Consider the following 24,201-nt stretch of genomic DNA (forward strand, 5'->3'; position numbering starts at 1 on the left):
GGCTCTAAACTGTTCAGGGGTGCAAGACGGAGCGGCGGAACGGATGCGGAAATGGCGAGGCGGAGCGGCGGCGGCGGGCGTGGCGGCGCTCCTGGCGACAGGAGCCTGTCAGAGGACGGCTGAACCACAGGCGCCCGAGCCGCGCGAACCTTCCCGCCAGGCGCCGGTCGCCGCCGGCGAGGCGGAGCCCAGCCCCACTCTCGCGGCCGTGCGTCAGCGCGGGCGTTTGAACTGCGGCGTGCACGAGGGACTGGTCGGCTTCGCCTATACGGACAACAGAGGCGCCTGGCGGGGTTTCGACGTCGATTTCTGCCGAGCGACGGCGGCGGCTATCTTCGGCGATCCGGACGCCGTGCGCTTTGTGCCGCTGACGACGGAGCAGCGCTTCGACGCCCTGCGGGACGGGCGGGTGGACGTGCTGTGGCGCAACACCTCCTGGACCATGAGCCGGGATACGGGGGCGCAACTCAGCTTCGCCGGGATCAACTATTATGACGGCCAGGGCTTCATGGTGCGGCGCTCGCTCAATCTGAGCAGCGCGGCCGAACTGAACGGCGCGCGCATCTGCGTGCAGTCGGGCTCGACCACCGAACTGAACGTCGAGGACTATTTCCGTCGCCGGGGCATCGAATATCGACCCGTCGTGGTGGCGACCGAGGGCGAGGCGCGGCAGGCCTATGCGCGAGAGGAATGCGACGCCTTCACCGCCGACATCTCGGCCCTGGCGGCGGCCCGCACGACCCTGCCGAACCCGCAGCAGCACGTCATCCTGCCCGACGTCATCTCCAAGGAGCCGCTGGGCCCCGTGGTGCGCAGCGGCGACGATCGCTGGACAGCGGTGATCCGCTGGACGCTCAACGCCCTGATTCTGGCTGAGGAATTGGGCGTGACGCGCGCAAATGTCGCAGACCTGTCCAAGAATTCCGCTGACCCCAGAGTGCGTCGCCTTCTGGGCGACGAAGGTGACTTTGGACCCAGCCTTGATCTATCGAGAACATGGGCGAAAGACGCGGTTTCCGCAGGTGGAAACTACGGTGAGATATTCAGTCGGAATCTGGGCTCTCAGTCGTCGCTTGATCTGGAGCGCGGGCTGAATGCTCAATGGTCATCACGACCTGGCGGGTTGATCTATGGCCTTCCTGTCCGTTAGTCCAAGGGGATGAGGGAATAGGGAAGGGACCGGATGGAGACCACGGCCAAGCGCGGACTGCCGCTTCATGTGTTGATGCTGATCGGGTTTCTGGTCGGTCTCACAGGCGGCCTCATCGTCAATCTGACCGTCGGGGGCGACGTCGGTTGGGTGCAGTGGCTGACCTCCAACATCACGGGCCCGGCGGGACAGATCTTCCTGCGCCTGCTGTTCATGCTGGTCCTGCCCCTGCTGTTCTCGGCCCTCGTCATCGGGGTGGCCGAGATGGGCGACCTGAAGGCTCTCGGTCGTGCGGGGTCCAAGAGCCTGGGCTTCACCGTCTTCATTTCGGCCGTGGCCGTGCTTATCGGCATGGTGATGGTCAATGTCTTCCGTCCGGGCGACGGGGTTGATCCGGCCCTGGCGCAACAGCTGCTGGATCAGGGGCGTGCGGGGGCCGCATCCATCGTCGGCAGCGCGCCGACCTCGGTGCAGGCGGGCGACTTCTTCCTGGACCTGATTCCGTCGAACGTCTTCACGGCGGCGGCCGAGAACCAGATTCTGCCGGTCATGGTCTTCGCCCTGTTCTTCGGCGTCGGCCTGGTCATGACCAAGAGCCCGGCCACCGACCGGCTGCAACAGACCATCGAGGGTCTGTTCGAGGTGATGATGAAGCTCATCAACCTCGTCATCCGCATCGCGCCCATCGCCATCGCCTGCCTGATGTTCAACCTCGCGGCCCTGTTCGGCTGGGAGCTGCTGATCCGTCTGGGCGCCTTCGTGGCCGTGGCCGTGGGCGCCATGGCGATCCATATGTTCGTGGTCTATCCGCTGGTGATCTGGCTGTTCGGCGGCATGTCGCCGCTGAAGTTCTTCCGCGACATCCGCGAGGCCATGGTGGTGTCCTTTTCCACCGCCTCGTCAAACGCCAGCCTGCCGGTGTCGCTGCGCGTGGCCGAACAGGAACTGGGCCTGCCGCGCAAGATCGCCCGTTTCGTCCTGACCGTCGGCGCCACCGCCAACCAGAACGGCACCGCCCTGTTCGAAGGGGTGACGGTGCTGTTCCTGGCCCAGTTCTTCGGCGTCGACCTGACGCTGGGCCAGCAGGTGATCGTCATGCTGGTCTGCATCCTGGGCGGCGTCGGCACGGCGGGGGTTCCTGCCGGTTCGCTGCCGGTCATCGCCATGATCCTGGCCATGGTGGGGGTGCCGCCGGAAGGGATCGGCCTGATCCTGGGCGTCGATCGCTTCCTGGACATGTGCCGGACGTCGCTGAACGTCACCGGCGACCTGGTCGTCGCGGCGGTGGTTTCGCGCGGGGAAGAGGATACCGACGCCGACGAGCCGCCTGCAGCGCCGGCCGCCGCCTAGGACAAGGCCGACGCAGGATCGCCCTGCGTCGGCCTTGTCCCTGGCGCCCGGTCCCCGGTCAGGACATGGGCGGCGCGGGCGGCGTCGGATCGGGAGGCAGGGGGATGAATTCCTGATCATCCATGTCGGGCAGCTTGATGCGGCCCGCGCGCCAGTCGGCCTTGGCCTGCTCGATGCGCTCCCTGGAGGACGAGACGAAGTTCCACTCGATGAAGCGCTCGCCCACCGGCTCGCCGCCCAGCACCATGACGGTGGTCGGCTGCAGGGCGTGGATCACGGACGGCGCGCCCGAGGAGAGGACCGCCATCTGGCCGTGACCCAGAGGCTTGCCGTCGTCGATCTCGACCAGGCCCTGGACGACATAGACGGCGCTTTCCGAATGATCAGTCGGAGTCTGGAAGCGGGCGCCGGGCTCAAGCTCCAGGTGCAGGTAGTGCAGCGGCGAGAAGGTGCTGACACCGGCCTTCATGCCCATGGTTTCGCCCGCAACCAGGCGTCCCTTCACCCCGCCCTCGACCCAGGTCGGCAGATCGCCGGGGACGACATGCTGGAAGGACGGGTCGATCTCTTCCTGACCATTGGGCAGGGCGACCCACGCCTGGATGCCTTCCAGACGCGCGCCTTCGCGGCGAGCGCGTTCGAAACGCTCCGAGTGGGTCACGCCGCTGCCCGCGGTCATCCAGTTGACCTCGGCCGGCCGGATGTCCTGCTGCACGCCCAGGCTGTCGCGGTGCGTGATCTCGCCCTCGAACAGATAGGTCAGGGTCGAGATGCCGATGTGCGGGTGGGGACGCACGTCGACCGTCTTGGGCAGGCCCGCCGGCATGTCCACCGGCCCCATGTGGTCGAAGAAGGCGAAGGGGCCGACCATACGGCGCTTGGCGAAAGGCAGGACGCGGCCGACCTCAAAGCCGCCGAGATCCTTGCGGCGCTGGTCGATGACGAGTTCGATCATATTGATTTTCCTGGAGTAAGAAACGCTGCAACGACGCACGGGGCGACCCGCGCACTATGGCCCGGATCGCCCCAAAGGTCAGTCCTCCTTGTCGTAGGAGAATTGGATCCCGGCCGTGCCGCCGGTTTCGATGAACAGGTTCATGAAGGCGGGGACGGTTTCCGACCGTTTCCAGTCACGCTGCAACTCGCAGAAGAGCTGAGGCACGGAAATCATCTTTCCGCCGGCCTGTTCGATGCGGCGCAGACCCATTTCGTGGGCGGCGACCGAGGTGCCGCCGACGGCGTCGGCCACGACATAGACCTCATATCCCTCACGCAGAGCGTCCAGAGCGGGGAAGGTCAGGCAGGCCTCGGTCCACAGGGCCGTCATGATCAGCTTCTTGCGGCCGGTGGCCTCGACCGCCTTGCGGAATTCCACGTCTTCCCAGGAGTTGATCGTGGTGCGGTCATAGGTCGGGTAGTCTTTCAGGACCTTACGCAGTTGACCGATCGGCGGCTTGTTCAACCCTGTCTCGACGTTGACGGTCGAGTGGACGATCGGCAGGCCGTAGGCGACGGCGGCCTTGGCCGTGCCGACGATGTTGTTCACCAGCAGTTGGCGGTCCATCGAGGCGATGGAGTTCACCTGGACCGGCTGATAGTCGATGATGACGAAGGCCGAGTTTTCGGGGGTCAGAAGGTGATCCGACTTCGGATCGCGGATCGGTTCGCTGGCCATTGGGTGGTTCCTTTCCGGGGGATGCGCCTTGGCGAGGCGCGCGCATGACGTCAGCTCCGCCCCGTCGGAGGGGGCGAGGCGAAGCTGACGCGCATGGGTCAGTCGCGTTGCGAGTCGAGCATCTCGTGATCGGTGGCGACCTGCTGAGCCTTGCCGTAGCTTTCGATCAGCAGTTGGTAGGGCGGGAAGATCTGGGTGTAGACCTCGGCCCATTGGGCGGCGTCTTCACGGCGCCAGGTCTTCTGCAGTTCCGAGGCGACGGCCGCCATGTCCATCGGCACGACGCCGGCCTGGACCACGCGGGCCAGGGTGATTTCTTGGGCCATCTTGGAATAGGTGCCCGAGGCGTCGACCACCACGAAGACCTTGTAGCCTTCATAGGCGGCGCTGATGGCGGGGAAGGCCATGCAGACGCTGGTGATGGTGCCGGCGATGATCAGGGTCTTGCGGCCCGTGGCCTTCACGGCGGCAACGAAGTCGGGGTTGTCCCAGGCGTTGATCTCGCCCTTGCGCGCCACATACCGGGCGTGGGGGGCGTTGGCGTGGATTTCCGGGATCAGCGGACCGTTCGGGCCCTGCGGCACCGAAGCGGTGGTGATGACCGGCAGCTTGGCCAGGGTGGCCATCGAGGCCAGGGCGGCGGCGTGACGGCGCAGGGTGGTCATCGGCATGTCGGCCACGGTCTGGAACAGGCCGCTCTGATGGTCGATCAGCAGCATGACGGCGTCGTTCGGGTCGATGACCGGACGCTGACCGTTGAAGTTGGCGGGCAGGGCGGAAGCGGACATGGGTCTTTCCTTTCAGGCAGGGGGCCGCGCTCGGACAAATGTCCGTTCGGGGCGGGGGTTGCGGCCCGGTCCGAAGACCGGGCCTTGCGTTTCTGTGAGGGGGATCAGGCGGCCGGAATGTCGCCGAAGCGGCCGCTGTTGAAGTCCGTGATGGCGGTGCGGATCTCGTCCTCGCTGTTCATCACGAACGGGCCGTAGCCGACGATGGGCTCGTCGATGGGCTCTCCGGTCAGGATCAGCAGGGTCGTGTCCGCATCGGCGCTCAGGGCCACGCTGTCGCCCTGACGGTCCAGCAACAGCGCCTCGGCGGCGCCGGCCGGCTGGTCGCCGTTGACGGTGACATGGCCTGACAGAACCACCACCATGGCCGTATGGCCTTCGGGCAGATCCAGCGTCGTCTCGGCGTCCCGGTTCAACTGCACGTCCCAAACATTGATGGGCGTGAAGGTGCTGGCCGGGCCTTTCGAGCCGCCCATCGCGCCGGCGATGATCCGGGCCGTGCCTGCGTCATCCGGTAGGGAAACGGTCGGAATGTCGGCGTTCAGGATCGACTGGTAGCCGGGACGGGTCATCTTGTCCTTGGCGGGCAGGTTGACCCACAGTTGAACCATGCGGAACGGGCCGCCGGTGCGCGAGAAGGCCGGGGAGTGGAACTCCTCGTGCAGGATGCCGCCGCCCGCCGTCATCCACTGGACGTCGCCGGGGCCGATGACGCCGCCCTGGCCGGTCGAGTCGCGATGCTCGACCTCGCCGTCATAGACGATGGTCACGGTCTCAAAGCCGCGGTGCGGATGCTGGCCCACGCCGCGCCGCTCGGTCGTCGGCTCGAAGTTGTACGGACCGGCGTAGTCGAGCAGCAGGAAGGGGCTGACCTGCTTGCCGACGGCGTTGTAGGAAAACAGCGAACGGACGGGGAAGCCGTCGCCGACCCAGTGGCCGCGGTCGTTGCCGTAACGGCCCAGAACCTTCTTCATGGTCTAGTCTCCATTCGTTGGATCGGCCGCTGGAGGCAGGGCCGATCGCGTTGAAGACTTTATGGCCCTGGAACGCCGGCCTGTGCAGATTGCGAAATCGCCTCGCTGCGTCCTATCAATAGGACGATGAGAGACCTCAACGACCTCTATTACTTCGTCCAGGTGGTGGATCACGGCGGCTTCGCGCCCGCCGCGCGAGCGCTCGGGATGCAGAAATCCAAGCTCAGCCGCCGGGTCGCCTCGCTGGAGGACCAGTTGGGCGTGCGTCTGATCCAGCGATCCTCGCGTAAGTTCTCGGTGACGGAGATCGGCCAAGCCTATTATCAGCATTGTCTGGCCATGCTGGTCGAGGCTGAGGCGGCGCAGGCCCTGATCGACGGCGCCCGGTCTGAACCGTGCGGAACGATCCGCATCGCCTGCGCGCCCGGTCTGCTGACCTATCAGATGGGCGAACTGATCGCCCGCTTCATGGCGTTCTATCCGGAGGTAGAGGTGCTGCTGCACAGCACCAGCCGGCGCGTCGACGTCATCGGCGAGGGCTTCGACCTGGCCATCCGCGTGCGCGAGCCGCCGCTGGAAGAGACCGACCTGGTCATGCGCAAGCTGGACGAGAGCGTGCATCGGCTGGTCTCCAGCCCGGAGCTCATCGCGCGCTTCGGCGCGCCGTCCGGCCCGGCCGACCTGGCCCGCTGGCCCAGCCTGGACCTTGGCCCGGCGCGCCCCGATCACGTCTGGGCGCTCCACCACAAGGACGGGATGACCGCGTCGGTTCGCCATTCTCCGCGTCTGGTGACCGACGATCTGCACATGCTGCACGAGGGTGCGGTCAGAGGCCTGGGCGTGGCCCTGTTGCCGACGGTGGTGGTGAGGTGCGATCTGGCTGACGGGCGTCTGGTCGATCTGCTGCCGGATTGGCGGCCGAAGAAGTGGATCGTCCACGCCGTCTTCCCTTCGCGACGAGGCCTGCTGCCGTCGGTGCGGATGCTGCTCGATTTCCTGGTCGAAGGCTGTGCGGAACAGCAGGCGCATGGCGAAGCGGTGAGGTGAGCGGCTCAGACCGACGGCTGACGGCGTCTTCAGGGAGCCGAAGTCCAGCCCTGGCGTTGCCTAGACGCTAGACCGGGTAAGGGCCGCGATGATGCTCATGAAGACGACCGAGGCGCCGTGTTCCGAGGGACTGACCTGGTCCAGCGACGACCAACCGGGTCTGACGCGACGACGGAGCGGTCGCAGTTTCTGTTATCGTGATCCGGACGGCCGCCTGATCTGCACGAGAGAGGTTCTGGAGCGCATCCGCGCCCTGGCCATCCCGCCCGCCTGGGAAGACGTCTGGATCTGCGCCGACGCCAGAGGCCATATTCAGGCGACCGGCCGCGATGCGCGAGGCCGCAAGCAATACCGATATCACCCCGATTGGACGGCCCATGCCGCCTCGCACAAGTTCGCGCGCCTTCCGGCCTTCGCGAGTCGCTTGCCGCGCCTGCATGATCGGGTTGAACAGGATTTGTCGCTGCGGGGGCCGCGCAAGGACAAGGTGCTGGCTACCGCAGTGCGTCTGCTGGAGCTCACCCTGATCCGGATAGGCAACGCCGCCTATGCCCGTCAGAACCGCAGTTTCGGTCTGACGACCCTGTGCAAGCGGCACCTGGAGGTCGACGGCTCGGTCCTGACGTTCGAGTTCCGGGGCAAGAGCGGCAAGGAACATCGGGTGAAGGTCAGCGATCGGCGCCTGGCGCGGGTGTTGCGCAGCCTGGAGGGTCTTCCGGGCCAGCATCTGTTCAAATACCGCGACGCCGAGGGGACGCTGTGTGCGATCAGTTCGGACGACGTGAACGCCTATATTCACGAAGCCATGGGCGAGCAGTTCTCCGCCAAGGATTTTCGCACCTGGGCCGCCACTGTCTCGGCTGCGCGAGCCTTTTGCGAGATGGCGCCGCCCGCCTCCCAGGCCGAGGCCCGACGCAACGTCTCGACCTGCATGAAGGCGGTGGCGGGTCTGTTGGGCAATACGCCTACGGTCTGCCGGGCCTCCTATGTCCATCCGCGCGTGATCGAACTGTATGAAGCCGGGACCATTGCGAACCTGCTGCCGGGGCCGGACGCTCGGCGGTTCGACGCCCGGCTGGCGAAACTGCTGGATGAGGCCGCCTAGGCCCAGGCCTCCAGAACCTCGTCGCACTCCGCCGTTTCGATCTGCTGGCCGAAACGGTCGTGGTAGAGGTCGAGCAGGGCGTCGTGCGACTGATCCGAGGAACTGCACAGGGCGTCGGAGACCACCACCACCCTGAACCCAAGGTCCACGGCCCCCAGGACGGTCGCCAGCACGCACATGTCGGTCTCCGCTCCCGTCACCACCAGGGTGTCGACCTGGCCCGTCATGAGGGCCGTCGCCAGGCCGGTATCGAGCCAGGGCGAATAGTGCGCCTTGTCCAGCACCCTGGCGGGCGGGGTGAAGGCCTGAAGCTCGGGCAGCAGCTCGACGCGCTCCTCGCCGAGGTTCTCGAGCGTGATCGACGCCCATCGCTCCCAATAGCGCCGCCAGGTCCCCCGTCCGTCGCCGGGCGAGCGCGCGGGTATGAAGCGGGTGAAGCAGGTGCGCTCGGCCTTGCGCTCGCACAGGCGCACGACCACCGGCAGGACGCGGGGCATCCACGGGGTGCGCCACGCCGTGTCCTCGGCGAACAGCCTTTGCATGTCCACGCACAGATGGACCGCGTTGGCCGGGATGCGGCCGAAATGGATGCCGGAAGCCATGCCTGCGCCAAAGCTTAGGGCTTCGAGTGGTTCCCGCCGATCAGGCCGCGTCCCGCGTCGCCGCCTGAGGATCGTAGTTGAGGATGGGCGCCAGCCAGCGCTCGGCCGTCTGCACGTCCCAGCCCTTGCGGGACGCGTAATCCTCGACCTGATCGCGGTCGATCTTGCCGACGCCGAAATAGTGGCTGCCCGGATGGCCGAAGTAGAGGCCGCTGACCGAGGCCGGGGGCGACATGGCGAAGCTTTCCGTCAGCTCCATCCCGGCGTTGGTCCCGGCGTCCAGAAGGCGGAACAGGGTGGATTTTTCCGTGTGGTCGGGCTGAGCGGGATAGCCGGGGGCGGGGCGGATGCCCTGATACTTCTCCTCGATCAGGTCCTGCACTGAGGTTTGTTCGTCAGGGACGTAGCCCCACAACTGGGTGCGGACTGCCTTGTGCAGACGCTCGGCGAAGGCTTCGGCCAGACGGTCGGCCAGGGCCGTGGCCATGATGGCGGAATAGTCGTCGCCCGCCGCCTTGAACTCGGCCGCCTTTTCCAGCTCGCCGTGACCGGCGGTGACGGCGAAGGCGCCCAGGTAGTCGGCGCCGTCCTCGGCGACGAAGTCGGACAGGCACAGGTTCGGCTTGCCGTTGGACTTCTTGATCTGCTGACGCAGGCCGTGGAAGCGGGCGGCTTCGGTCGTCCGGGTTTCGTCGGTCCAGACCACGACGTCGTCGCCACGCGCATTGGCGGGCCAGAAGCCGACGACGCCCTTGGCCGTGAACCACTTCTCCCCGACGATGCGCTTCAGCATGGCCTGCGCGTCGCGGAACAGATCCTGCGCCGCCTCGCCGACAATCTCGTCCTCAAGGATCAGGGGATAGCGGCCGATCAGCTCCCAGCTGGCGAAGAAGGGCGTCCAGTCGATGTGGTCGGCCAAGTCCTGCAGGTCCCAGGCCTCATAGGCGCGCACGCCGAGGAAGGAGGGCGCCGGGGCAGGGCGTTGCGCCTCCTCCGGCCGCCAGCGGTTGACGCGCGCCTGGTCCAGGCTGGCGCGGGCCTTCACCTCCTGCCCACGGGCGTATTGCTCGCGGATGCGGACGTATTCCTCGCGCGTCGCTGCCTCGTTCTTCGCCTTGTCGGTTTCGGACAGCAGGCCGGACACCACGCCGACCGCCCGGCTGGCGTCGATGACATAGGTGGTCGAGCCCTTGCGGTAGTTCGGCTCGATCTTCACCGCCGTATGTGTGCGGCTGGTCGTGGCACCCCCGATCAGCAGCGGAATGTCGAAGCCGCGCCGCTCCATCTCGGCGGCGACGAAGGTCATTTCGTCCAGCGAAGGCGTGATCAGCCCCGACAGGCCGACGATGTCGACCTTGTGCTCTATGGCGGCGTCCAGGATGCGGTCGGCCGGGACCATGACGCCCAGATCGACCACCTCGTAATTGTTGCACTGAAGCACGACGCCGACGATGTTCTTGCCGATGTCGTGGACGTCGCCCTTGACCGTGGCCATCAGGATCTTGCCCGCCGCCTGACGCGCCTGACCGGCCTTTTCGTCCTCCATGAAGGGTTCAAGGTGGGCCACGGCCTGTTTCATGACGCGGGCGGACTTCACCACCTGCGGCAGGAACATCCGCCCCGAGCCGAACAGGTCGCCGACCACGTTCATCCCGTCCATCAGCGGGCCTTCGATGACGTGCAGCGGCCGCTCGGCGGCCTGACGGGCTTCCTCCGTATCCTCGACGATATAGTCGGTGATGCCGTGGACCAGGGCGTGTTCGATGCGCTTGGCGACGGGGGCGTCGCGCCATCTCAGATCGACTTCCTTGACCGCGCCCTTTTCGCCCTTGTAGCGGGGCGCCATGTCCACCAGCCGCTCGGTATTGGAGACGTTCGTCCGCTGCGGCCGGTTCAGGATCACGTCCTCAACGGCTTCGCGCAGTTCGGCGTCGATGTCGTCATAGACGGGCAGGTCGCCCGCATTGACGATGCCCATGTCCAGACCGGCGTTGATGGCGTGGTACAGGAAGACGCTGTGGATCGCCCGACGCACCGGCTCATTGCCACGGAAGCTGAACGAGACGTTTGACACCCCGCCCGAGACGCGGGCGTGGGGCAGGGTGGCCTTGATGACCTTCGTCGCCTCGATGAAGTCGACGGCGTAGTTGTCGTGCTCCTCGATCCCGGTCGCCACGGCGAAGATGTTGGGGTCGAAGATGATGTCCTCGGGCGCGAAGCCGACCTCATTGACCAGGATGTCATAGGCGCGGGTGCAGATCTCGATCTTGCGCGCGGCGGTGTCGGCCTGGCCGACCTCGTCGAAGGCCATGACCACCACGGCGGCGCCGTAGCGCAGACACTGGACGGCATGGTGGCGGAAGGCGGCCTCGCCCTCCTTCATGCTGATCGAGTTGACGATCGGCTTGCCCTGAACGCACTTCAGACCCGCCTCGATCACTTCCCATTTGGAGGAGTCGATCATGATCGGCACGCGGGCGATGTCGGGCTCGGCCGCGATCAGGTTCAGGAAGGTCCGCATGGCGACGGGGCCGTCCAGCAGCCCTTCGTCCATGTTGACGTCGATGACCTGGGCGCCCGCCTCGACCTGCTGGCGCGCGACCGACAAGGCGGCGGGATAGTCGCCCGCAATGATCAGTTTCTTGAACTTGGCCGAGCCGGTGACGTTGGTCCGCTCGCCGACGTTGATGAAGACAGGACGCATCACGACACCAACTCGAACGGTTCCAGGCCCGACAGCCTGAGCGCCACCGGGCGCTCCGGCACGGCGCGTGGCGTCACGCCCGCGACCTCTGCGGCGACGTGGCGGATGTGGTCGGGGGTGGTGCCGCAGCAGCCGCCGACGATGTTGACCAGGCCCGACTGCGCCCATTCCTCGAGGAAGTGGGCCGTCTCGTGCGGCTGTTCGTCATACTGGCCCATGGCGTTGGGCAGGCCCGCGTTGGGATAGGCGCTGACCAGGGTGTCGGCCACACGGCTCAGCTCGGCGATGTGCGGCCGCATCAGCTCGGCGCCCAGGGCGCAGTTGAAGCCGACGGCGAAGGGCCGGGCGTGGCGGATCGAGTTCCAGAAGGCTTCCGCGGTCTGGCCGCTCAGCGTGCGGCCCGAACGGTCGGTGATGGTGCCCGAGATCCACAGAGGCAGGGGCTCCAACCCCTCGTCCTCCAGATCCTTGATCGCCTTGATCGCGGCCTTGCAGTTCAGGGTGTCGAACACCGTCTCGATCAGGAAGATGTCGATGCCGCCATGGTGCAGGGCGCGCGCCTGCTGCTTATAGGCCTCATAGACCTCGTCGTAGGTGACGGCGCGATAGCCGGGGTCGTTGACGTCGGGGCTCAGCGACAGGGTGCGGTTGGTCGGGCCGATGGCGCCGGCGACGAAGCGGGGCTTGTGCGGCTCCTTTTTCGTCCATCGGTCGGCGACCTCGCGCGCAATGCGGGCGCCTTCATAGTTCAGGTCATAGACCGCATCCTCCAGACCGTAGTCGGCCTGGGCGATGGTGGTCGAGGAGAAGGTGTTGGTCTCGGAAATGTCCGCCCCGGCGGCGTAATAGACATCGTGCAGGTCGGCGATGATGTCGGGCCGCGTGAGGATCAACAGGTCGTTGTTGCCCTTTTGCGGGTGGTTGTGCTGGCGGAAGTGCGCGCCGCGGAAGTCTTCTTCCGTCAGCTCGCGGCGCTGGATCATCACGCCCCAGCTGCCGTCCAGCACCAGAATGCGCTCTTTCGCCGCCGCGTGAAGAGCGGCGATGCGGTCGGCGCGGGTCAGGGGGGACGTCATCTACGCAACAGCCTTGGTTTCACGCACGCCCAGAACCCGACAGATCGCATAGACCAGCTCGGCCCGGTTCAGGGTGTAGAAGTGGAAGTCCGAAAAGCCCTCTTCCTGAAGGCGGGCGCAGGTCTCGGCGGCGATGGAGGCGGCCAGCAGCTTGCGCGTCTCCGGGTCGTCGTCCAGCCCGTCGAAATGGCCAGCCAGCCAGTCGGGCAGGGCCGCGCCGCACGCCGCCGTCATCCGCTTCAGACCCGCAAAGTTGGACACCGGCATGACGCCGGGGATCAGGGGAATGGTCACGCCCGCCGCCCGCACCCGGTCGCGGAAACGAAGGAAGGCCTCGATGTCGAAGAAGAACTGCGTCACGGCGCGCGTGGCGCCTGCGTCCACCTTGGCCTTCAGCACCTCGATGTCGTGGTCGATGGACGGGCTTTCCGGGTGCTTTTCCGGATAGGCGCCGACCGTGACCTCGAACCCGCCGATGCGGCTGAGGGCGGCGGTCAGTTCGGTGGCGTTGGCGTAGCCGTCGGCGCGGGGGGTATAGGCGCCGCCGATGCCTGCGGAGCCCGGCGGGTCGCCGCGCAGCGCGACGATGTGATCGACGCCGATGGCCTTGTAGCCCTCGATGACCTCATCGACCTCGGCGCGGCTGGCCTCGACGCAGGTCAGGTGGGCGGCGGGACGCAGGGTGGTCTCGCTGATGATGCGCTGGACCGTGCGGTGCGTCCGCTCGCGCGTCGAGCCGCCCGCGCCGTAGGTGACGGAGACGAAAGCGGGGTTCAGCGGCTCCAGTCGCCGGATCGCCGACCACAGATTGGCCTCGGCCGCGTCCGTCTTGGGCGGGAAGAACTCGAAGGAGACGTTGACGCTGCTGCGGTTGGAACCGGCGCGCGCGACCGGGCCCAGCGGCGACAACAGCAGGGCGCGGGCTTCGGCCAAATTCAGCGAGGATGCGGAGGAGGGGGCCATCAGGCGGTCTTTCGGGCGGTCTGGGCGGCGCGTTCGCCGGTCCAGATGTGAACGGTCAGCCCTTCGGTGTCGGGGGGCAGGGCGATGGGCGCCGAGGGCGTCAGGCCCGCCTCGGTCAGCCATTCGCGGATCTCGGCGTCCGGGAAGCCCAGACGGCGGTGCTGATGCGCCTCGCGCAGGTGCTCGAAATTATGGGGCGCGAAGTCGACGATCAGCAGCTTGCCGCCCGGCATGACCAGACGCGCGGCTTCAGCCACGGCCGCGGCGGGATCAGCGAGGTAGTGCAGCACCTGATGGACGATCACCAGATCGGCGCTTTCGTGAGGCAGGCGGGTCGAGAAGATGTCGCCGTGGCGAAGTTCGACCTTGTCCAGCCCCGCCTTGGAGACATTGGCGCGGGCGATGTTCAGCATGTTCTGCGACAGGTCGAGGCCGACCGACATCTTCGCCTTCTTGCCGAACAGGGTCAGCATCCGGCCCGAGCCGGTGCCTAGATCGACCACGCGCTCGAACGGACCGGAGCCGGCGGCGCGCTCAACCGCCGCCTCGACGGCGCTTTCGCAGACATAGAGGCTGCGCATCTGGTCCCACTGAGGCGCGATCTGTTCGAAGTAGCGGGCGGCGTCGATGGCGCGCTCCTTGCGCACCTCGTCCAGACGGCGATGGTCGGCCTCGCCCTCGCCGTCGTCCAGCAGGTCCAGCACGGTGTCGATCAGACGCCGCGACAGGGCGTCGTGCGACAGGCGGTAGAAGACACGCGCGCCATCGGGGAATCGCTCGATCAGCCCGGCGTCCGCCATCAGCTTCAGATGGCGCGAGACACGCGGCTGGCTCTGGTCCAGAACACGCGACAGCTCCATCACCGACAGCTCTTCCGCTGCCAGTAGGGACAGGACGCGCAGGCGGGTCGGTTCGCCGGCGGCGCGCAGGGCTTCAACAGTCTGGTCGGCGGTCAGCGTCATAGGTCGTATAAAGATATCCTTATACGCTTATGCAAGCAAAATCTGGTCGCGCGCGTCTTCTATCCGCGTAATGCAGGCACGGATCGTTCGTTCTGCGTCTGGAATAGGGGACTAGACCGCCCCGAGGAGCAGATTTTCAGTCTGCGACAGGCGTCTTCAGCGGCTCGTCCGCGAAGTGGGCGGAGAGATTCTGCAGAAGCAGCATCAGCATTCCCTGCACCGCTTCGGTCGTGGCGCCGCCGGTGTGGGGCGTCAGGACGGTGTTGGGCACCCCCGACCAGCGTGCGGCCTCGGTCGGTTCCTGGGCGAAGACATCCAAGGCCGCGCCGCCCAGACGGCCGTCCTTCAGGGCCGCGATGACGGCGTCCTCGTCCACCAGTTGTCCGCGCGCGACGTTGACCAACAGGCCGGATGGCCCGAGCGCCTCGATCACTTCGGCCGAAATCAGGCCCCGGTTGCTCTCGTCCGCCCGGCAGGCGACGACGAGGACGTCGGAGCCGCGCGCCAGATCGATCAGGCTGTCGGCGCGAGGCCAGGCCGTCTCCTTCTCTCGCGGCGCCCACCAGCGGATATCCATGCGCATGACCTCGGCGCGACGCGCCACAGCTTCGCCGATGTGGCCCAGGCCGACGATCCCCAGTCGCTGACCGCCCAGCGAGGTGGTGATGCTGCGCGTCGACAGCTTCCATTCGCCCGCGCGGATGGTGCGGTCGCCCTCGGCGATCTGGCGGCGCGCGGCCAGGATCAGGCCGATGGCGTGGTCGGCCACGTCTTCGTGGTTCACGCCGGGCGCATGGGTGACGGGCAGGCCGCGCGCGCGGCACCACTCGACGTCGATGCCGTCGTATCCAGCCGTGAAGCAGGCGATCAGCGACAGATTGGGCAGGCGCTCGATCAGCGCCTTGTCCAGTTCGAACTCGCCCGCGACGATCAGGGCGCGGATGTCTCCAGCCGCCTCGACCGGCGGGCCTTCCCAGAAGCGATAGACATCGTAGGCGCCTTCCAGGAAAGCGCTCAGCGGGGCCAGATGCCGCTGCATGATCAGGACGGCGGGGCGCTGGGTCATGAACGCAGACTATCCCGCTTTCGCCGGAGCGCCAGCCCAAAGCAGAACGGCCTCCCATGAAGGGAGGCCGCTCATTGTCAGTCGATCAATCGGATCAGCGACCGAACTTCTGGTGCTGGATGCGCTTGGGAATGATGCTGTCCGCGCCCAGGCGGCGCATCTTGTCCTGTTCATAGGCTTCGAAGTTGCCCTCGAACCATTCCACGTGGCCGTCGCCTTCGAAGGCCAGGATGTGGGTGGCCAGACGGTCCAGGAACCAGCGGTCGTGGCTGATGACCACGGCGCAGCCGGCGAACTCTTCCAGAGCCTCTTCAAGGTTCTGCAGGGTTTCGATGTCCAGGTCGTTGGTCGGTTCGTCGAGCAGGATCAGGTTGCCGCCGGTGGCCAGGGTCTTGGCCAGGTGGACGCGGTTGCGCTCACCGCCCGACAGTTGACCGACCTTCTTCTGCTGGTCGCCGCCCTTGAAGTTGAACGAGCCGACGTAAGCACGCGTGTTGATCTCGCGCTTGCCGACCATCATGACGTCGGTGCCGCCCGAGATGGCCTGCCAGATGGTGTCGTCCGGCTTCAGGTCGTCGCGCGACTGGTCGACATAGGCCAGCTTGACGGTCTCGCCGACCTTGATCGTGCCGCCGTCGGGCTCTTCCTGACCGGTGATCAGCTTGAACATGGTCGACTTGCCGGCGCCGTTGGGGCCGATGACGCCGACGATGCCGTTGGGCGGCAGCTTGAAGTTCAGATCGTCGAACAGAACCTTGTCGCCATAGGACTTCTTCAGGCCGCTCACTTCCAGCACGACATTGCCCAGGCGGGGGCCGGGCGGGATCTGGATGGCGGCGAAGGTCTGGGCCTTGGCGGAGTTCTCCTGCTCGGCGACCATCTTCTCATAGGCGGCCAGACGGGCCTTGGACTTGGCCTGACGGGCCTTGGCGCCCGAGCGGACCCATTCCAGTTCGCGGGTAAGGGCGCGCTGGCGGGCTTCGGATTCCGACTGTTCCTGCACGACGCGCTTGGTCTTGGCTTCCAGCCACGAGGAGTAGTTGCCCTCGTGCGGGTGGCCCTTGCCGCGGTCCAGCTCCAGCGTCCACTTGGTCACCTGATCCAGGAAGTAGCGGTCGTGGGTCACCAGGATGACGCAGCCGGGGAAGTTCTCGAGGTGGTGCTGCAGCCAGGCCACCGACTCGGCGTCCAGGTGGTTGGTCGGTTCGTCCATCAGCAGCATGTCGGGCTTCGACAGCAGCAGGCGGGCCAGCGCCACGCGGCGCTTTTCACCGCCGGACAGGTTGGTGACTTCCCAATCGTCGGGCGGGCAGCGCAGTGCGCCCATGGCCTGATCGATGCGGCTGTCGATGTCCCAGACGTCGCCGGCGTCGATCTTCTCCTGGAGGGCGGTCATCTCCTCCATCAGCTCGTCGGTGTAGTTTTCACCCAGCTCATTGGCGACTTCGTTGAAGCGGTTGACCCACTGCTTCTCTTCGCACCAGGCCTCGACGTTCTGGCGAACGTTCAGGTTCGGGTCGAGCTGCGGCTCCTGCTCCAGATAGCCGCGCTTGACGCCGTCGGCGGCGCGGGCCTCGCCCTGAAACTCATGGTCCAGGCCAGCCATGATCTTCAGCAGGGTCGACTTACCCGAGCCGTTGACCCCGACGACGCCGATCTTGGCGTCGTTGTAGAAGCTGAGCCAGATGTTCTCGAAGACCTTCTTGCCGCCGGGATAGGCCTTGGTCAGGCCCTGCATCTGGAAGATATATTGCTGCGCCATGCGTCGCGTCGCGCCCTTGATTCAGTGCGGATGGGGAAGTTGCCGGGGGATGTAGCGATCCCGAGGGCTTTGGGCAAATCTTCGGACGCCGACGCGGCTTTTCGATGGCGGTCTTCAGCGAGCGGGAAGAACGGCTTCCAGGGCGCGGGTGAAGCCGACCGGGGCGACGGTCAGGTGATCCTCGTCCTCCAGAACGACGGAACTGATCTTCAGGCCGGGATAGCCGCGCGATTCCAGATTCCGCTGCAACGTCTGCATGTCGCCGACCATGTCGGCCTCGCTGTTGCGGCGGGTGGGGCCAGGTTTTTCGTGACCGCCCACATACATGAAGACCTGGGCCTGAAGATCGCGATGGTTGCGGGCGTAGTCGGCCTCGACCCCCATCATGTAGCCCTTGTCGTACCAGAGCGACGGACTGCCCAGGACGTAGGACTGGAACATCGCCGGGTCGCTGAACAGGATCTGCGCGCCCAGCAACCCGCCGTAGGAATGGCCCAGCAGCACGCGGCGCGACGGATCGGCGCGGAACGTCTTCTCGATGAAAGGCAGGGCCTGGGTCTTCAGATAGGTCTGATAGGCCGCGCCGCCGCCATGCACGGCGGCGCCTGAACTGCGCGGACCGTTGGGGGTCGGGGTGTAGTCGCGGCGGCGGCTGTCGGCGCCCTTGTCGCCCTCGGCGTAGGACAGGCCGACCAGGATGAACTCCTGCACGACCGGCCCGTCCAGATTCACACGACGGGCGATCTGGCGGATGATGGGGAAGGCGTAGTCCGCGTCGGTGACGTAGAGGGTCGGGTAGCGGCGGCCGGGGTTGGCTTCATAACCGGCGGGCAGGCTGACGAAGACCTGATAACTCCGGCCGGACACGGGATCGGGCACGCTCCAGACCTGGGTGCCGGTCAGCACATAGGGGGCGCCTTCGGTGGCGACTCCTGGCTCGGAGAGCGATGTTCCGGCGTCGGCCTTCTCGCTGCAGGCGCTGAGAAGAAGGGCGCCTGGCGTGAACATGGCGATCGCCGCCGCCGCGCTGAAAACCCGCATCCATTCCCTCCAAGCTGTGCCGTTGGCGCAGGTTTCGGGGCAAATGCGGCGAGGGAAGGGCGAGGACGTCAGGCGTAGTTGAAACTGATGGAGATGCGCTGTTCGTCGGCGCGATTGGCGGGCACCTCGTGGCGCAGCCAGCTTTCCCACATCAGCACCGTGCCGGGCGCGGGCTTCAGATAGACGAAGGGCTGTTCGGCCTCGCCGGCGTCGGCGGTCAGCCCGGGGCGGGCCATCATCATGGCGAGGCGCGGGTCTTCGATCTTCAGGGAAGAGGCGCCGTCGGGCACGTGAATATAGATCGTGCCGGACAGGACCGCGTGCGGGTGGATGTGGCCGGTGTGGCCGCCGCCGGGCATCAGGACGTTGACCCACAGATTGTCGAGTTGAAGCTTCTTGGCCAGGTCGAAATTCAGGGCCTTGGCGAAGGCCGCCGCCTGCTTGTCCAACAGGCGTTTCAGCGCCGCGAACTCTGGAAACCGCTGCGGCAGGTCATTGATCGACCCGTAGGACGTATAGCCCGGATAGTGATTGGCCCGGCACCATTCGATCCCGGCCTCGTCCTCCTCGGCCATGACCAGGCAGAGGTCGAGCAATTCCTCATGCAGTTCGGCCCAGCCGCGCGAAGAGGCGAGGGAGGCGTCGTAGACCTGGGTGGCGAAAAGGGATCGCAAGGGCATGGCCGAGCCATAGCCCTTCTCCCACAAGGGGAGAAGGGTGAGAAAGCTGGTTCTAGAAGCTGAGATCAGCCTCGCCGCGCAGGATCGCCTCCGCCTGCTGACTATGCTTGGCCCCGGCGCGGTCATGCAGGATCAGGGGCGGCAGCAGGCGCAACGGCGCCTTGCCGGTCTTGATCGCCTGGACCAGCACGCGCTTGGCCGGCTGATCGGCGTAGGGCTGGATCGGGCGGATGGCGAACGATCCAGCCTTGGGCGACAGCAGGCTCAATATGTCGGCCAAGCGGTCGGCGCGGTGGATGATGACGATGCGGCCTCCTTCGCGAACAGCCTTCAGCAGGAAGCCGGCCCAGGCGGTCAGGCCGTCGTCGGCCATCCAGGCGCCGAGTTTGCCTTCGGCGGGCGCGCGCAGGGCGGCGGGATCGTCGAAGAAGGGCGGGTTGCTGATCGCCCAGTCGAACGGCGGCAGGCCCAGGGCGCGAAAGCCGCGCGCCACGTCGCCGTTCACGATTGTCGTGCGCGCCTCGGCGCCGTTCAGCCCGGCGTTCTCCCGCGCCAGCGCAGCCGCGGCCGCGTCGCGCTCCAGCCCGGTCAGTTGGACATCGGGGCGCCGGGCGGCGACCTGCATCAGCACGGCGCCCGCGCCGCAGCCGGCCTCGATCATCCGTTCGCCGGGCCGGGCTTCGATCGCTGCGGCCAGCAAGGCGGCGTCCATGCCCGCGCGATACCCCTTGGCCGGTTGGCGCAAGCAGACGCGGCCGCCCAGAAGGGCGGATTCGGTCACCTCTGCGGCGACAGTAAGGGATGACTCGGCTTGACCCGTCATGGCGCCGCCACCATTGTGCGCCGCATCGCGTCCGGGCAAGCGGATGCGTGTGAATTTCGGGCGAATCTCCCCCTTCGCCCCTGTGCTGAAAGAGATTTTCGTGGACGCAGCTCTCGCCGTCGCCTCCCGTCCCAAGGGCGATGTGGACGCCCTGGTTCGTCTGGCCAAGGACGACATGGCGGCGGTCGACGCCCTGATCATCGCGCGGATGCAGTCCGACGTGCCGGTGATCCCCTTGCTGGCGGAGCATCTGGTGTCGGCGGGGGGCAAGCGTCTGCGCCCCCTGCTGACCGTGGCCGCCGCCCGAGCGGTGGGGCAGACCGGCCCCATCGAAGGCCCCAAGAAGCTGGCCGCCTCGGTCGAGTTCATCCACACCGCCACCCTGCTGCATGACGACATCGTCGACGGCTCGGAAATGCGCCGGGGCAAGGTCGCGGCGCACCTGATCTGGGGCGCGGCCTCGTCGGTGCTGGTCGGCGACTTCCTGTTCGCGCGCGCCTTCGAACTGATGGTCGAGACGGATTCCCTGCGCGCGCTGGGCATTCTGGCCACAGCGTCGGCCGTGATCGCCGAGGGTGAGGTGCTGCAACTGACGCGCGCCCATGACCTGAATCTGGACCTGGACACCTATCTGCAGATCATCCGGGCCAAGACGGCCGAGCTGTTCGCCGCGGCCGCCGAATCGGGCGCGGTCGGGGCGGGCGCGACGGACGAACAGGTTGCGGCCTTGCGTGACTACGGCATGGCCCTGGGCATCGCCTTCCAGCTGGCGGACGACGCGCTGGACTATGGCGGCGCGACCGAGACCCTGGGCAAGAACGCCGGAGACGACTTCAACGAGGGCAAGGCCACCCTGCCGCTGCTGCTGGCCGTTCAGCGCACCAAGGGGACAGAAGATCTGTTCTGGGACCGTGTCATCACCAAGGGCGACCGCAAGCCCGAGGATTTCGGCCGCGCCCGCGAACTGATCATCGGCAGCGGCGCCGTCGCCGCCACGCTGGATACGGCCGGCGACTACGCCGACCGGGCCAAGGCGGCCTTGCAGGTCCTGCCCGCCGGGCCGTGGCGCGCGGCGCTCGAGGCCCTGGCCGACTTTGCCGTCAGCCGGGCGACCTGATGCTGGCGGGCGTCCTGCTGGCCGGAGCGATCCTCGCCATGCAGGATGCGCCGCGTTTCACCATGCCCGCCTCGCCCGGCGACGCCCTGACAGCCGAGGTGTTTCGCCTGAACCCGGATGCGGTCGAGGCGCAGGTGAAGGCCTTGTTGGGTTCCGCCTCGGATGCGGAGGCGGATGAAGCCGACCCGGACCAGCCGCGTCCACCCCTCGACGAGATCATGATCCAGTCTTCCGGTTTGCTGAACATGGCCTATCGCCAGGGTTCGTTGCCGGTCGGGCCGGTGGTCCTCTATGCGGGCCCCGATGCGGATCACGCTCCCGACGCCGCCTGCCGCCTGACTCGCCGCTTGGACGCCGAGATAGACAACTCCGCCGAGGCGACGGAATGGTGCCTCGGGTTCGTGCTGAAGCTGGCGCCGACCCTGGTGTTGCCGCCGGCGCCGATTCATTAGGGGCCAGGGCCCATAACCCTCCCCATCGAGGGGGAGGGCTTTCAGGACCTCTTACTTCAGGCTGGCGCAGAAGCGCTGGATGCGGGTGCAGGCCTCTTCCAGCACCGCGTCCGAGGTCGCGTAGCTGATGCGGAAATAGGGGCTCAGGCCGAAGGCCGCGCCCTGGACCACGGCCACGCCCTCGGCGTTCAGCAGTTCGGCGGTGAAGATCTCATCGTCCGCGATGACCACGCCCGACGGCGCCGTCTTGCCGATCAGGCCCTCGATCGACGGATAGACGTAGAAGGCGCCTTCCGGCTTCGGACAACGGATGCCCGCCGCCTGATTCAGCATGGAGACGACCAGGTCGCGGCGCTTTTCAAAGGCCGCGGCGCGGACGGGCAGGAAGTCCTGCGGGCCGTTCAGGGCCTCGACCGCCGCCCACTGGCTGATGGACGAGGGGTTGGAGGTCGTCTGGCTGGCCACCTTGCGCATCAGATCGATCAGGGGCTTGGGGCCGCCCGCATAGCCGATGCGCCAGCCGGTCATGGCATAGGCCTTGGACACGCCGTTGACCGTCAGGGTGCGGTCGTAGAGGTCGGGCGCGACCTGGGCGATGGTGACGTAGTCGAAGCCGTAGACGAGGTGCTCATACATGTCGTCGGTCAGGATCCAGACCTGCGGATGCTTGCGCAGCACCTCGGCCAGGGCTTCGAGTTCGGCGCGGGTATAGGCGGCGCCGGTCGGGTTCGACGGCGAGTTGAGGATGATCCACTTGGTCCTGGGCGTGATGGCGGCGTCCAGAACCTCGGGACGCAGCTTGAAGCCGTCGGCTTCCTGACCGATCACGGTGACGGGCTCGCCGCCGGCCAGCAGCACCATGTCGGGATAGGAGACCCAGTAGGGCGCGGGCACGATCACCTCGTCGCCGGGGTTCAGCGTCGCCACCAGGGCATTGTAGATCACCGGCTTGCCGCCCGAGGCGACGTGGATCTGGTTGGTTTCGTAGGAGAGGCCGTTTTCACGGGCGAACTTGGCGACGATGGCGGCCTTCAGCTCGGGCATGCCGTCCGCGTCGGTGTACTTCGTCTCGCCGCGGTTGATGGCCTCGATGGCCGCCGCCTTGACGTTGTCCGGGGTGTCGAAGTCCGGCTCGCCGGCGCCCAGGCCGATGACGTCGCGGCCCTGACGTTTCAGCTCGCGCGCCTGGGCGGTCACGGCCAGGGTGGCCGAAGGCTTGACGCGGGCGAGGGAGGCGGACTGAAGGCTGGACATGGCTATCCTGTCTGGAGGATGTGGAGAGTGCCGGGGAGGCGAAGGCTTGATACGCAACCCCGCAGGGCCGCACAACGTTTGTGCGCGTCGCGGACGATCAAAAGGCGATTTGGGCGAAATTTATGCGGCGCGTCGTCGATTTCCTGCTGAACATGGAGGCCAGACGGTGGCGAACCCTGGCCGTCACCCTGCTGTTGCTGGGGGGAATCATCGCTCTGTTCGCCCTGGGCAAGACCCAGTTGGCGCTGGGCGCAGAGGACCGGCTGGAAGACTGGCTGGCGGGCTATCGCATCGGCCCGTGGGGCCTGGTCGCGGCGGTCGTGGTCTTCACCCTGTCCGCTTTCATCGGCGTGCCGCAGTTCCTGCTGATCGCCGCCTGCGTGGTGGCTTTCGGCCCGTGGTTCGGCTTCCTTTATAGCTGGATCGCCACTATCGCCTCGGCGGCCGTGACCTATTGGCTTGGGCGCGGACCGACCGCGCGCACGCTGGAACGCTACGGCGGCGGGACGGTGGAGCGCATCCGCCGGTTTGTCGGCCGCAACGCCTTTTCGGCCAGCTTCATCATCCGCAACGTGCCCTCGGCGCCCTTCATCGTCGTGAACATGGCGTTCGGGGCGGTGCGCGCTTCATTCCCGGCCTATCTGGCGGGATGCGCCCTGGGGGTGCTGCCCAAGACGGCGCTGGTGGCCTTCTTCGGAGGCTCCTTCATGGCGGCGGTCAGCGGCGACGGCGTGTGGACCTCGGTGATCCTGGCGGCCGTCGCAGGCGTTTGGCTTGTATTGATGCTGGCGGTGCGCGAGTGGGTGAAGCGCCGCGAGGCCGCACGCAATCTGTCAGTCGATTGATCGGAGAACGACCATGCTGAAGCTCTACTATTCCCCCGGCGCCTGTGCTGTCGCCTCGCACATCGGCCTGGAAGAGGCGGGCGCGGACTATGCGATCGAAAAGATCGACCTGCGCGCCGGCCAGCAGCGGACGCCGGAGTATCTGGCGATCAACCCGGCGGGCGTGACCCCGGCGCTCCAGACCTCCGAGGGCGTGATCACCCAGAACGCCGCCATCCTGGCCTATGTCGCCCAGACGCATCCGCACGCTCAACTGGCCGACCTGGATAATCCGTTCGAATTCGCACGACTGCAGGCTTTCAACGGCTGGCTGGCGTCCTCGCTGCACCCGGCCATCGGCAAGGCGCTGTTCTCCAAGCCACCGCTCGAAGGCGAGGCCAAGGGCGAGGCCGTCAAGGTCGCGCTGGAGAAGTACGACCTGGCCGAGAATCATCTGCTGGCCGGTCCCTGGGTCATGGGCGAAGATCATTCGATGGCGGACGGTTATCTAATGGTTTTCACGCGCTGGGCGCGCCAGGCGGGGCTGTTGGACAAGACCCGCTTCCCGAAGCTCAACGCTCATCTGGACCTTGTTCAGTCGCGCCCGGCCGTGCAGCGCGTGCTCCATGCCGAGGGTATTCCGGCCGTCTGATCCGAACGCCCCGCAAGCGGGGCTGGAAATCTTGACCGGCAAGGCTTTCAAGCCTTGCCGTGACAAGCCTGTGATCGAGAAGTCATAGGCGCTTGCAATCCCTGCGGCATGAGGGCAAACGGGCCTGTAGTCGG

At 66.7% G+C, this 24,201-nt stretch carries 23 protein-coding genes; 8 read left to right on the forward strand and 15 right to left on the reverse strand.

The features are described 5' to 3' along the window. Nucleotides 1–43 precede the first annotated feature (43 nt). Together V8J38_RS07835 and V8J38_RS07840 are read left to right on the forward strand one after the other, a co-directional pair. Nucleotides 44–1,150 carry an amino acid ABC transporter substrate-binding protein gene (locus tag V8J38_RS07835; protein ID WP_291774709.1) on the forward strand — a complete coding sequence of 369 codons (1,107 nt, stop codon included), beginning with the start codon at nt 44–46 and terminating at the stop codon, nt 1,148–1,150. Between the two features lie 33 nt (nt 1,151–1,183). Further along, nucleotides 1,184–2,500 carry a dicarboxylate/amino acid:cation symporter gene (locus V8J38_RS07840; RefSeq protein ID WP_291774712.1) on the forward strand — a complete coding sequence of 439 codons (1,317 nt, stop codon included), beginning with the start codon at nt 1,184–1,186 and terminating at the stop codon, nt 2,498–2,500. Nucleotides 2,501–2,558: 58 nt separating this feature from the next. Here the strand turns inward: V8J38_RS07840 and V8J38_RS07845 are convergent, their stop codons facing one another. The 4 genes from V8J38_RS07845 to V8J38_RS07860 form a co-directional block, all read right to left on the reverse strand. Beyond that, a complete protein-coding gene (locus V8J38_RS07845) occupies nt 2,559–3,455 on the reverse strand; it encodes a pirin family protein (RefSeq protein WP_291774714.1) in 897 nt (298 codons plus the stop codon). Between the two features lie 78 nt (nt 3,456–3,533). Next, on the reverse strand, nt 3,534–4,175 hold the full coding sequence (locus V8J38_RS07850; protein ID WP_312218081.1) for a hydrolase: 642 nt from the start codon (nt 4,173–4,175) through the stop codon (nt 3,534–3,536). Nucleotides 4,176–4,273: 98 nt separating this feature from the next. Beyond that, a complete protein-coding gene (locus V8J38_RS07855; protein WP_338578542.1) occupies nt 4,274–4,963 on the reverse strand; it encodes a hydrolase in 690 nt (229 codons plus the stop codon). 104 nt (nt 4,964–5,067) lie between these two features. Next, complete coding sequence (locus V8J38_RS07860; protein WP_338578543.1) at nt 5,068–5,937, reverse strand: pirin family protein; 870 nt, start codon at nt 5,935–5,937, stop codon at nt 5,068–5,070. A gap of 126 nt (nt 5,938–6,063) precedes the next feature. Here V8J38_RS07860 and V8J38_RS07865 point away from each other — a divergent pair, with 126 nt between their 5' ends. Beyond that, a complete protein-coding gene (locus V8J38_RS07865) occupies nt 6,064–6,984 on the forward strand; it encodes a LysR substrate-binding domain-containing protein (RefSeq protein ID WP_338578544.1) in 921 nt (306 codons plus the stop codon). 97 nt (nt 6,985–7,081) lie between these two features. Then, nucleotides 7,082–8,089: a DNA topoisomerase IB gene (locus V8J38_RS07870; RefSeq protein WP_338578545.1), complete on the forward strand. Its 1,008-nt coding sequence runs from the start codon at nt 7,082–7,084 to the stop codon at nt 8,087–8,089. Here the strand turns inward: V8J38_RS07870 and V8J38_RS07875 are convergent. From V8J38_RS07875 to V8J38_RS07920, 10 genes are all read right to left on the reverse strand, one after another. Beyond that, nucleotides 8,086–8,691 carry an isochorismatase family cysteine hydrolase gene (locus V8J38_RS07875; RefSeq protein ID WP_338578546.1) on the reverse strand — a complete coding sequence of 202 codons (606 nt, stop codon included), beginning with the start codon at nt 8,689–8,691 and terminating at the stop codon, nt 8,086–8,088. The two genes, V8J38_RS07870 and V8J38_RS07875, sit on opposite strands and share 4 nt — an antisense overlap. A gap of 40 nt (nt 8,692–8,731) precedes the next feature. After that, a complete protein-coding gene (gene metH / locus V8J38_RS07880) occupies nt 8,732–11,395 on the reverse strand; it encodes a methionine synthase (RefSeq protein WP_338578609.1) in 2,664 nt (887 codons plus the stop codon). After that, nucleotides 11,395–12,471: a homocysteine S-methyltransferase family protein gene (locus V8J38_RS07885; protein WP_338578547.1), complete on the reverse strand. Its 1,077-nt coding sequence runs from the start codon at nt 12,469–12,471 to the stop codon at nt 11,395–11,397. Before V8J38_RS07885 ends, metH begins: the two co-directional genes overlap by 1 nt. Further along, complete coding sequence (gene metF, locus V8J38_RS07890; RefSeq protein WP_338578548.1) at nt 12,472–13,434, reverse strand: methylenetetrahydrofolate reductase [NAD(P)H]; 963 nt, start codon at nt 13,432–13,434, stop codon at nt 12,472–12,474. Next, a complete protein-coding gene (locus V8J38_RS07895; protein WP_338578549.1) occupies nt 13,434–14,396 on the reverse strand; it encodes a metalloregulator ArsR/SmtB family transcription factor in 963 nt (320 codons plus the stop codon). Before V8J38_RS07895 ends, metF begins: the two co-directional genes overlap by 1 nt. Nucleotides 14,397–14,532: 136 nt before the next feature. Further along, nucleotides 14,533–15,462: a 2-hydroxyacid dehydrogenase gene (locus V8J38_RS07900; RefSeq protein WP_338578550.1), complete on the reverse strand. Its 930-nt coding sequence runs from the start codon at nt 15,460–15,462 to the stop codon at nt 14,533–14,535. Nucleotides 15,463–15,556: 94 nt separating this feature from the next. Next, on the reverse strand, nt 15,557–17,224 hold the full coding sequence (gene ettA / locus V8J38_RS07905; protein ID WP_338578551.1) for an energy-dependent translational throttle protein EttA: 1,668 nt from the start codon (nt 17,222–17,224) through the stop codon (nt 15,557–15,559). A gap of 114 nt (nt 17,225–17,338) precedes the next feature. Beyond that, nucleotides 17,339–18,265 (reverse strand): alpha/beta hydrolase, encoded by a 927-nt coding sequence (locus tag V8J38_RS07910; RefSeq protein ID WP_338578552.1) that lies wholly within the window; start codon nt 18,263–18,265, stop codon nt 17,339–17,341. Between the two features lie 68 nt (nt 18,266–18,333). Next, a complete protein-coding gene (locus tag V8J38_RS07915; protein WP_338578553.1) occupies nt 18,334–18,945 on the reverse strand; it encodes a TIGR02466 family protein in 612 nt (203 codons plus the stop codon). A 52-nt stretch (nt 18,946–18,997) separates the two neighbouring features. Continuing rightward, the gene (locus V8J38_RS07920; protein WP_338578554.1) at nt 18,998–19,768 is read right to left on the reverse strand and encodes a tRNA1(Val) (adenine(37)-N6)-methyltransferase; all 771 of its coding nucleotides are present in this window, start codon (nt 19,766–19,768) and stop codon (nt 18,998–19,000) included. Nucleotides 19,769–19,910: 142 nt separating this feature from the next. Between V8J38_RS07920 and V8J38_RS07925 the strand changes: the two genes are divergently transcribed. Together V8J38_RS07925 and V8J38_RS07930 are read left to right on the forward strand one after the other, a co-directional pair. After that, nucleotides 19,911–20,885, forward strand: a complete 975-nt coding sequence (locus tag V8J38_RS07925; RefSeq protein WP_338578610.1) for a polyprenyl synthetase family protein — start codon at nt 19,911–19,913, stop codon at nt 20,883–20,885. After that, a complete protein-coding gene (locus V8J38_RS07930; protein ID WP_338578555.1) occupies nt 20,885–21,337 on the forward strand; it encodes a hypothetical protein in 453 nt (150 codons plus the stop codon). The genes V8J38_RS07925 and V8J38_RS07930 overlap by 1 nt, the downstream gene beginning before the upstream one ends. 51 nt (nt 21,338–21,388) lie before the next feature. Here V8J38_RS07930 and V8J38_RS07935 read toward each other — a convergent pair whose 3' ends face one another. Then, nucleotides 21,389–22,591, reverse strand: coding sequence for a pyridoxal phosphate-dependent aminotransferase (locus V8J38_RS07935; RefSeq protein WP_338578556.1), 1,203 nt, complete (start codon nt 22,589–22,591; stop codon nt 21,389–21,391). 122 nt (nt 22,592–22,713) lie between these two features. On the opposite strand from V8J38_RS07935, the gene V8J38_RS07940 reads away from it, so the two are divergent. Then, on the forward strand, nt 22,714–23,436 hold the full coding sequence (locus tag V8J38_RS07940) for a TVP38/TMEM64 family protein (RefSeq protein ID WP_291774764.1): 723 nt from the start codon (nt 22,714–22,716) through the stop codon (nt 23,434–23,436). Nucleotides 23,437–23,449: 13 nt separating this feature from the next. Beyond that, on the forward strand, nt 23,450–24,067 hold the full coding sequence (locus V8J38_RS07945) for a glutathione S-transferase family protein (protein ID WP_291774767.1): 618 nt from the start codon (nt 23,450–23,452) through the stop codon (nt 24,065–24,067). The last annotated feature ends 134 nt before the right edge of the window (nt 24,068–24,201 follow it).

The sequence above is a fragment of the Brevundimonas olei genome (assembly GCF_037055245.1).
Lineage (GTDB): Bacteria > Pseudomonadota > Alphaproteobacteria > Caulobacterales > Caulobacteraceae > Brevundimonas > Brevundimonas olei.

Bases quoted from the DNA above. Each gene is read 5' to 3' on its own strand.
- V8J38_RS07835 (WP_291774709.1), top strand. From the start codon at position 44: ATGCGGAAATGGCGAGGCGGAGCGGCGGCGGCGGGCGTGGCGGCGCTC.
- V8J38_RS07840 (WP_291774712.1), top strand. From the start codon at position 1,184: ATGGAGACCACGGCCAAGCGCGGACTGCCGCTTCATGTGTTGATGCTG.
- V8J38_RS07845 (WP_291774714.1), bottom strand. From the start codon at position 3,455: ATGATCGAACTCGTCATCGACCAGCGCCGCAAGGATCTCGGCGGCTTT.
- V8J38_RS07850 (WP_312218081.1), bottom strand. From the start codon at position 4,175: ATGGCCAGCGAACCGATCCGCGATCCGAAGTCGGATCACCTTCTGACC.
- V8J38_RS07855 (WP_338578542.1), bottom strand. From the start codon at position 4,963: ATGTCCGCTTCCGCCCTGCCCGCCAACTTCAACGGTCAGCGTCCGGTC.
- V8J38_RS07860 (WP_338578543.1), bottom strand. From the start codon at position 5,937: ATGAAGAAGGTTCTGGGCCGTTACGGCAACGACCGCGGCCACTGGGTC.
- V8J38_RS07865 (WP_338578544.1), top strand. From the start codon at position 6,064: ATGAGAGACCTCAACGACCTCTATTACTTCGTCCAGGTGGTGGATCAC.
- V8J38_RS07870 (WP_338578545.1), top strand. From the start codon at position 7,082: ATGAAGACGACCGAGGCGCCGTGTTCCGAGGGACTGACCTGGTCCAGC.
- V8J38_RS07875 (WP_338578546.1), bottom strand. From the start codon at position 8,691: ATGGCTTCCGGCATCCATTTCGGCCGCATCCCGGCCAACGCGGTCCAT.
- metH (WP_338578609.1), bottom strand. From the start codon at position 11,395: ATGCGTCCTGTCTTCATCAACGTCGGCGAGCGGACCAACGTCACCGGC.
- V8J38_RS07885 (WP_338578547.1), bottom strand. From the start codon at position 12,471: ATGACGTCCCCCCTGACCCGCGCCGACCGCATCGCCGCTCTTCACGCG.
- metF (WP_338578548.1), bottom strand. From the start codon at position 13,434: ATGGCCCCCTCCTCCGCATCCTCGCTGAATTTGGCCGAAGCCCGCGCC.
- V8J38_RS07895 (WP_338578549.1), bottom strand. From the start codon at position 14,396: ATGACGCTGACCGCCGACCAGACTGTTGAAGCCCTGCGCGCCGCCGGC.
- V8J38_RS07900 (WP_338578550.1), bottom strand. From the start codon at position 15,462: ATGACCCAGCGCCCCGCCGTCCTGATCATGCAGCGGCATCTGGCCCCG.
- ettA (WP_338578551.1), bottom strand. From the start codon at position 17,224: ATGGCGCAGCAATATATCTTCCAGATGCAGGGCCTGACCAAGGCCTAT.
- V8J38_RS07910 (WP_338578552.1), bottom strand. From the start codon at position 18,265: ATGCGGGTTTTCAGCGCGGCGGCGGCGATCGCCATGTTCACGCCAGGC.
- V8J38_RS07915 (WP_338578553.1), bottom strand. From the start codon at position 18,945: ATGCCCTTGCGATCCCTTTTCGCCACCCAGGTCTACGACGCCTCCCTC.
- V8J38_RS07920 (WP_338578554.1), bottom strand. From the start codon at position 19,768: ATGACGGGTCAAGCCGAGTCATCCCTTACTGTCGCCGCAGAGGTGACC.
- V8J38_RS07930 (WP_338578555.1), top strand. From the start codon at position 20,885: ATGCTGGCGGGCGTCCTGCTGGCCGGAGCGATCCTCGCCATGCAGGAT.
- V8J38_RS07935 (WP_338578556.1), bottom strand. From the start codon at position 22,591: ATGTCCAGCCTTCAGTCCGCCTCCCTCGCCCGCGTCAAGCCTTCGGCC.
- V8J38_RS07940 (WP_291774764.1), top strand. From the start codon at position 22,714: ATGCGGCGCGTCGTCGATTTCCTGCTGAACATGGAGGCCAGACGGTGG.
- V8J38_RS07945 (WP_291774767.1), top strand. From the start codon at position 23,450: ATGCTGAAGCTCTACTATTCCCCCGGCGCCTGTGCTGTCGCCTCGCAC.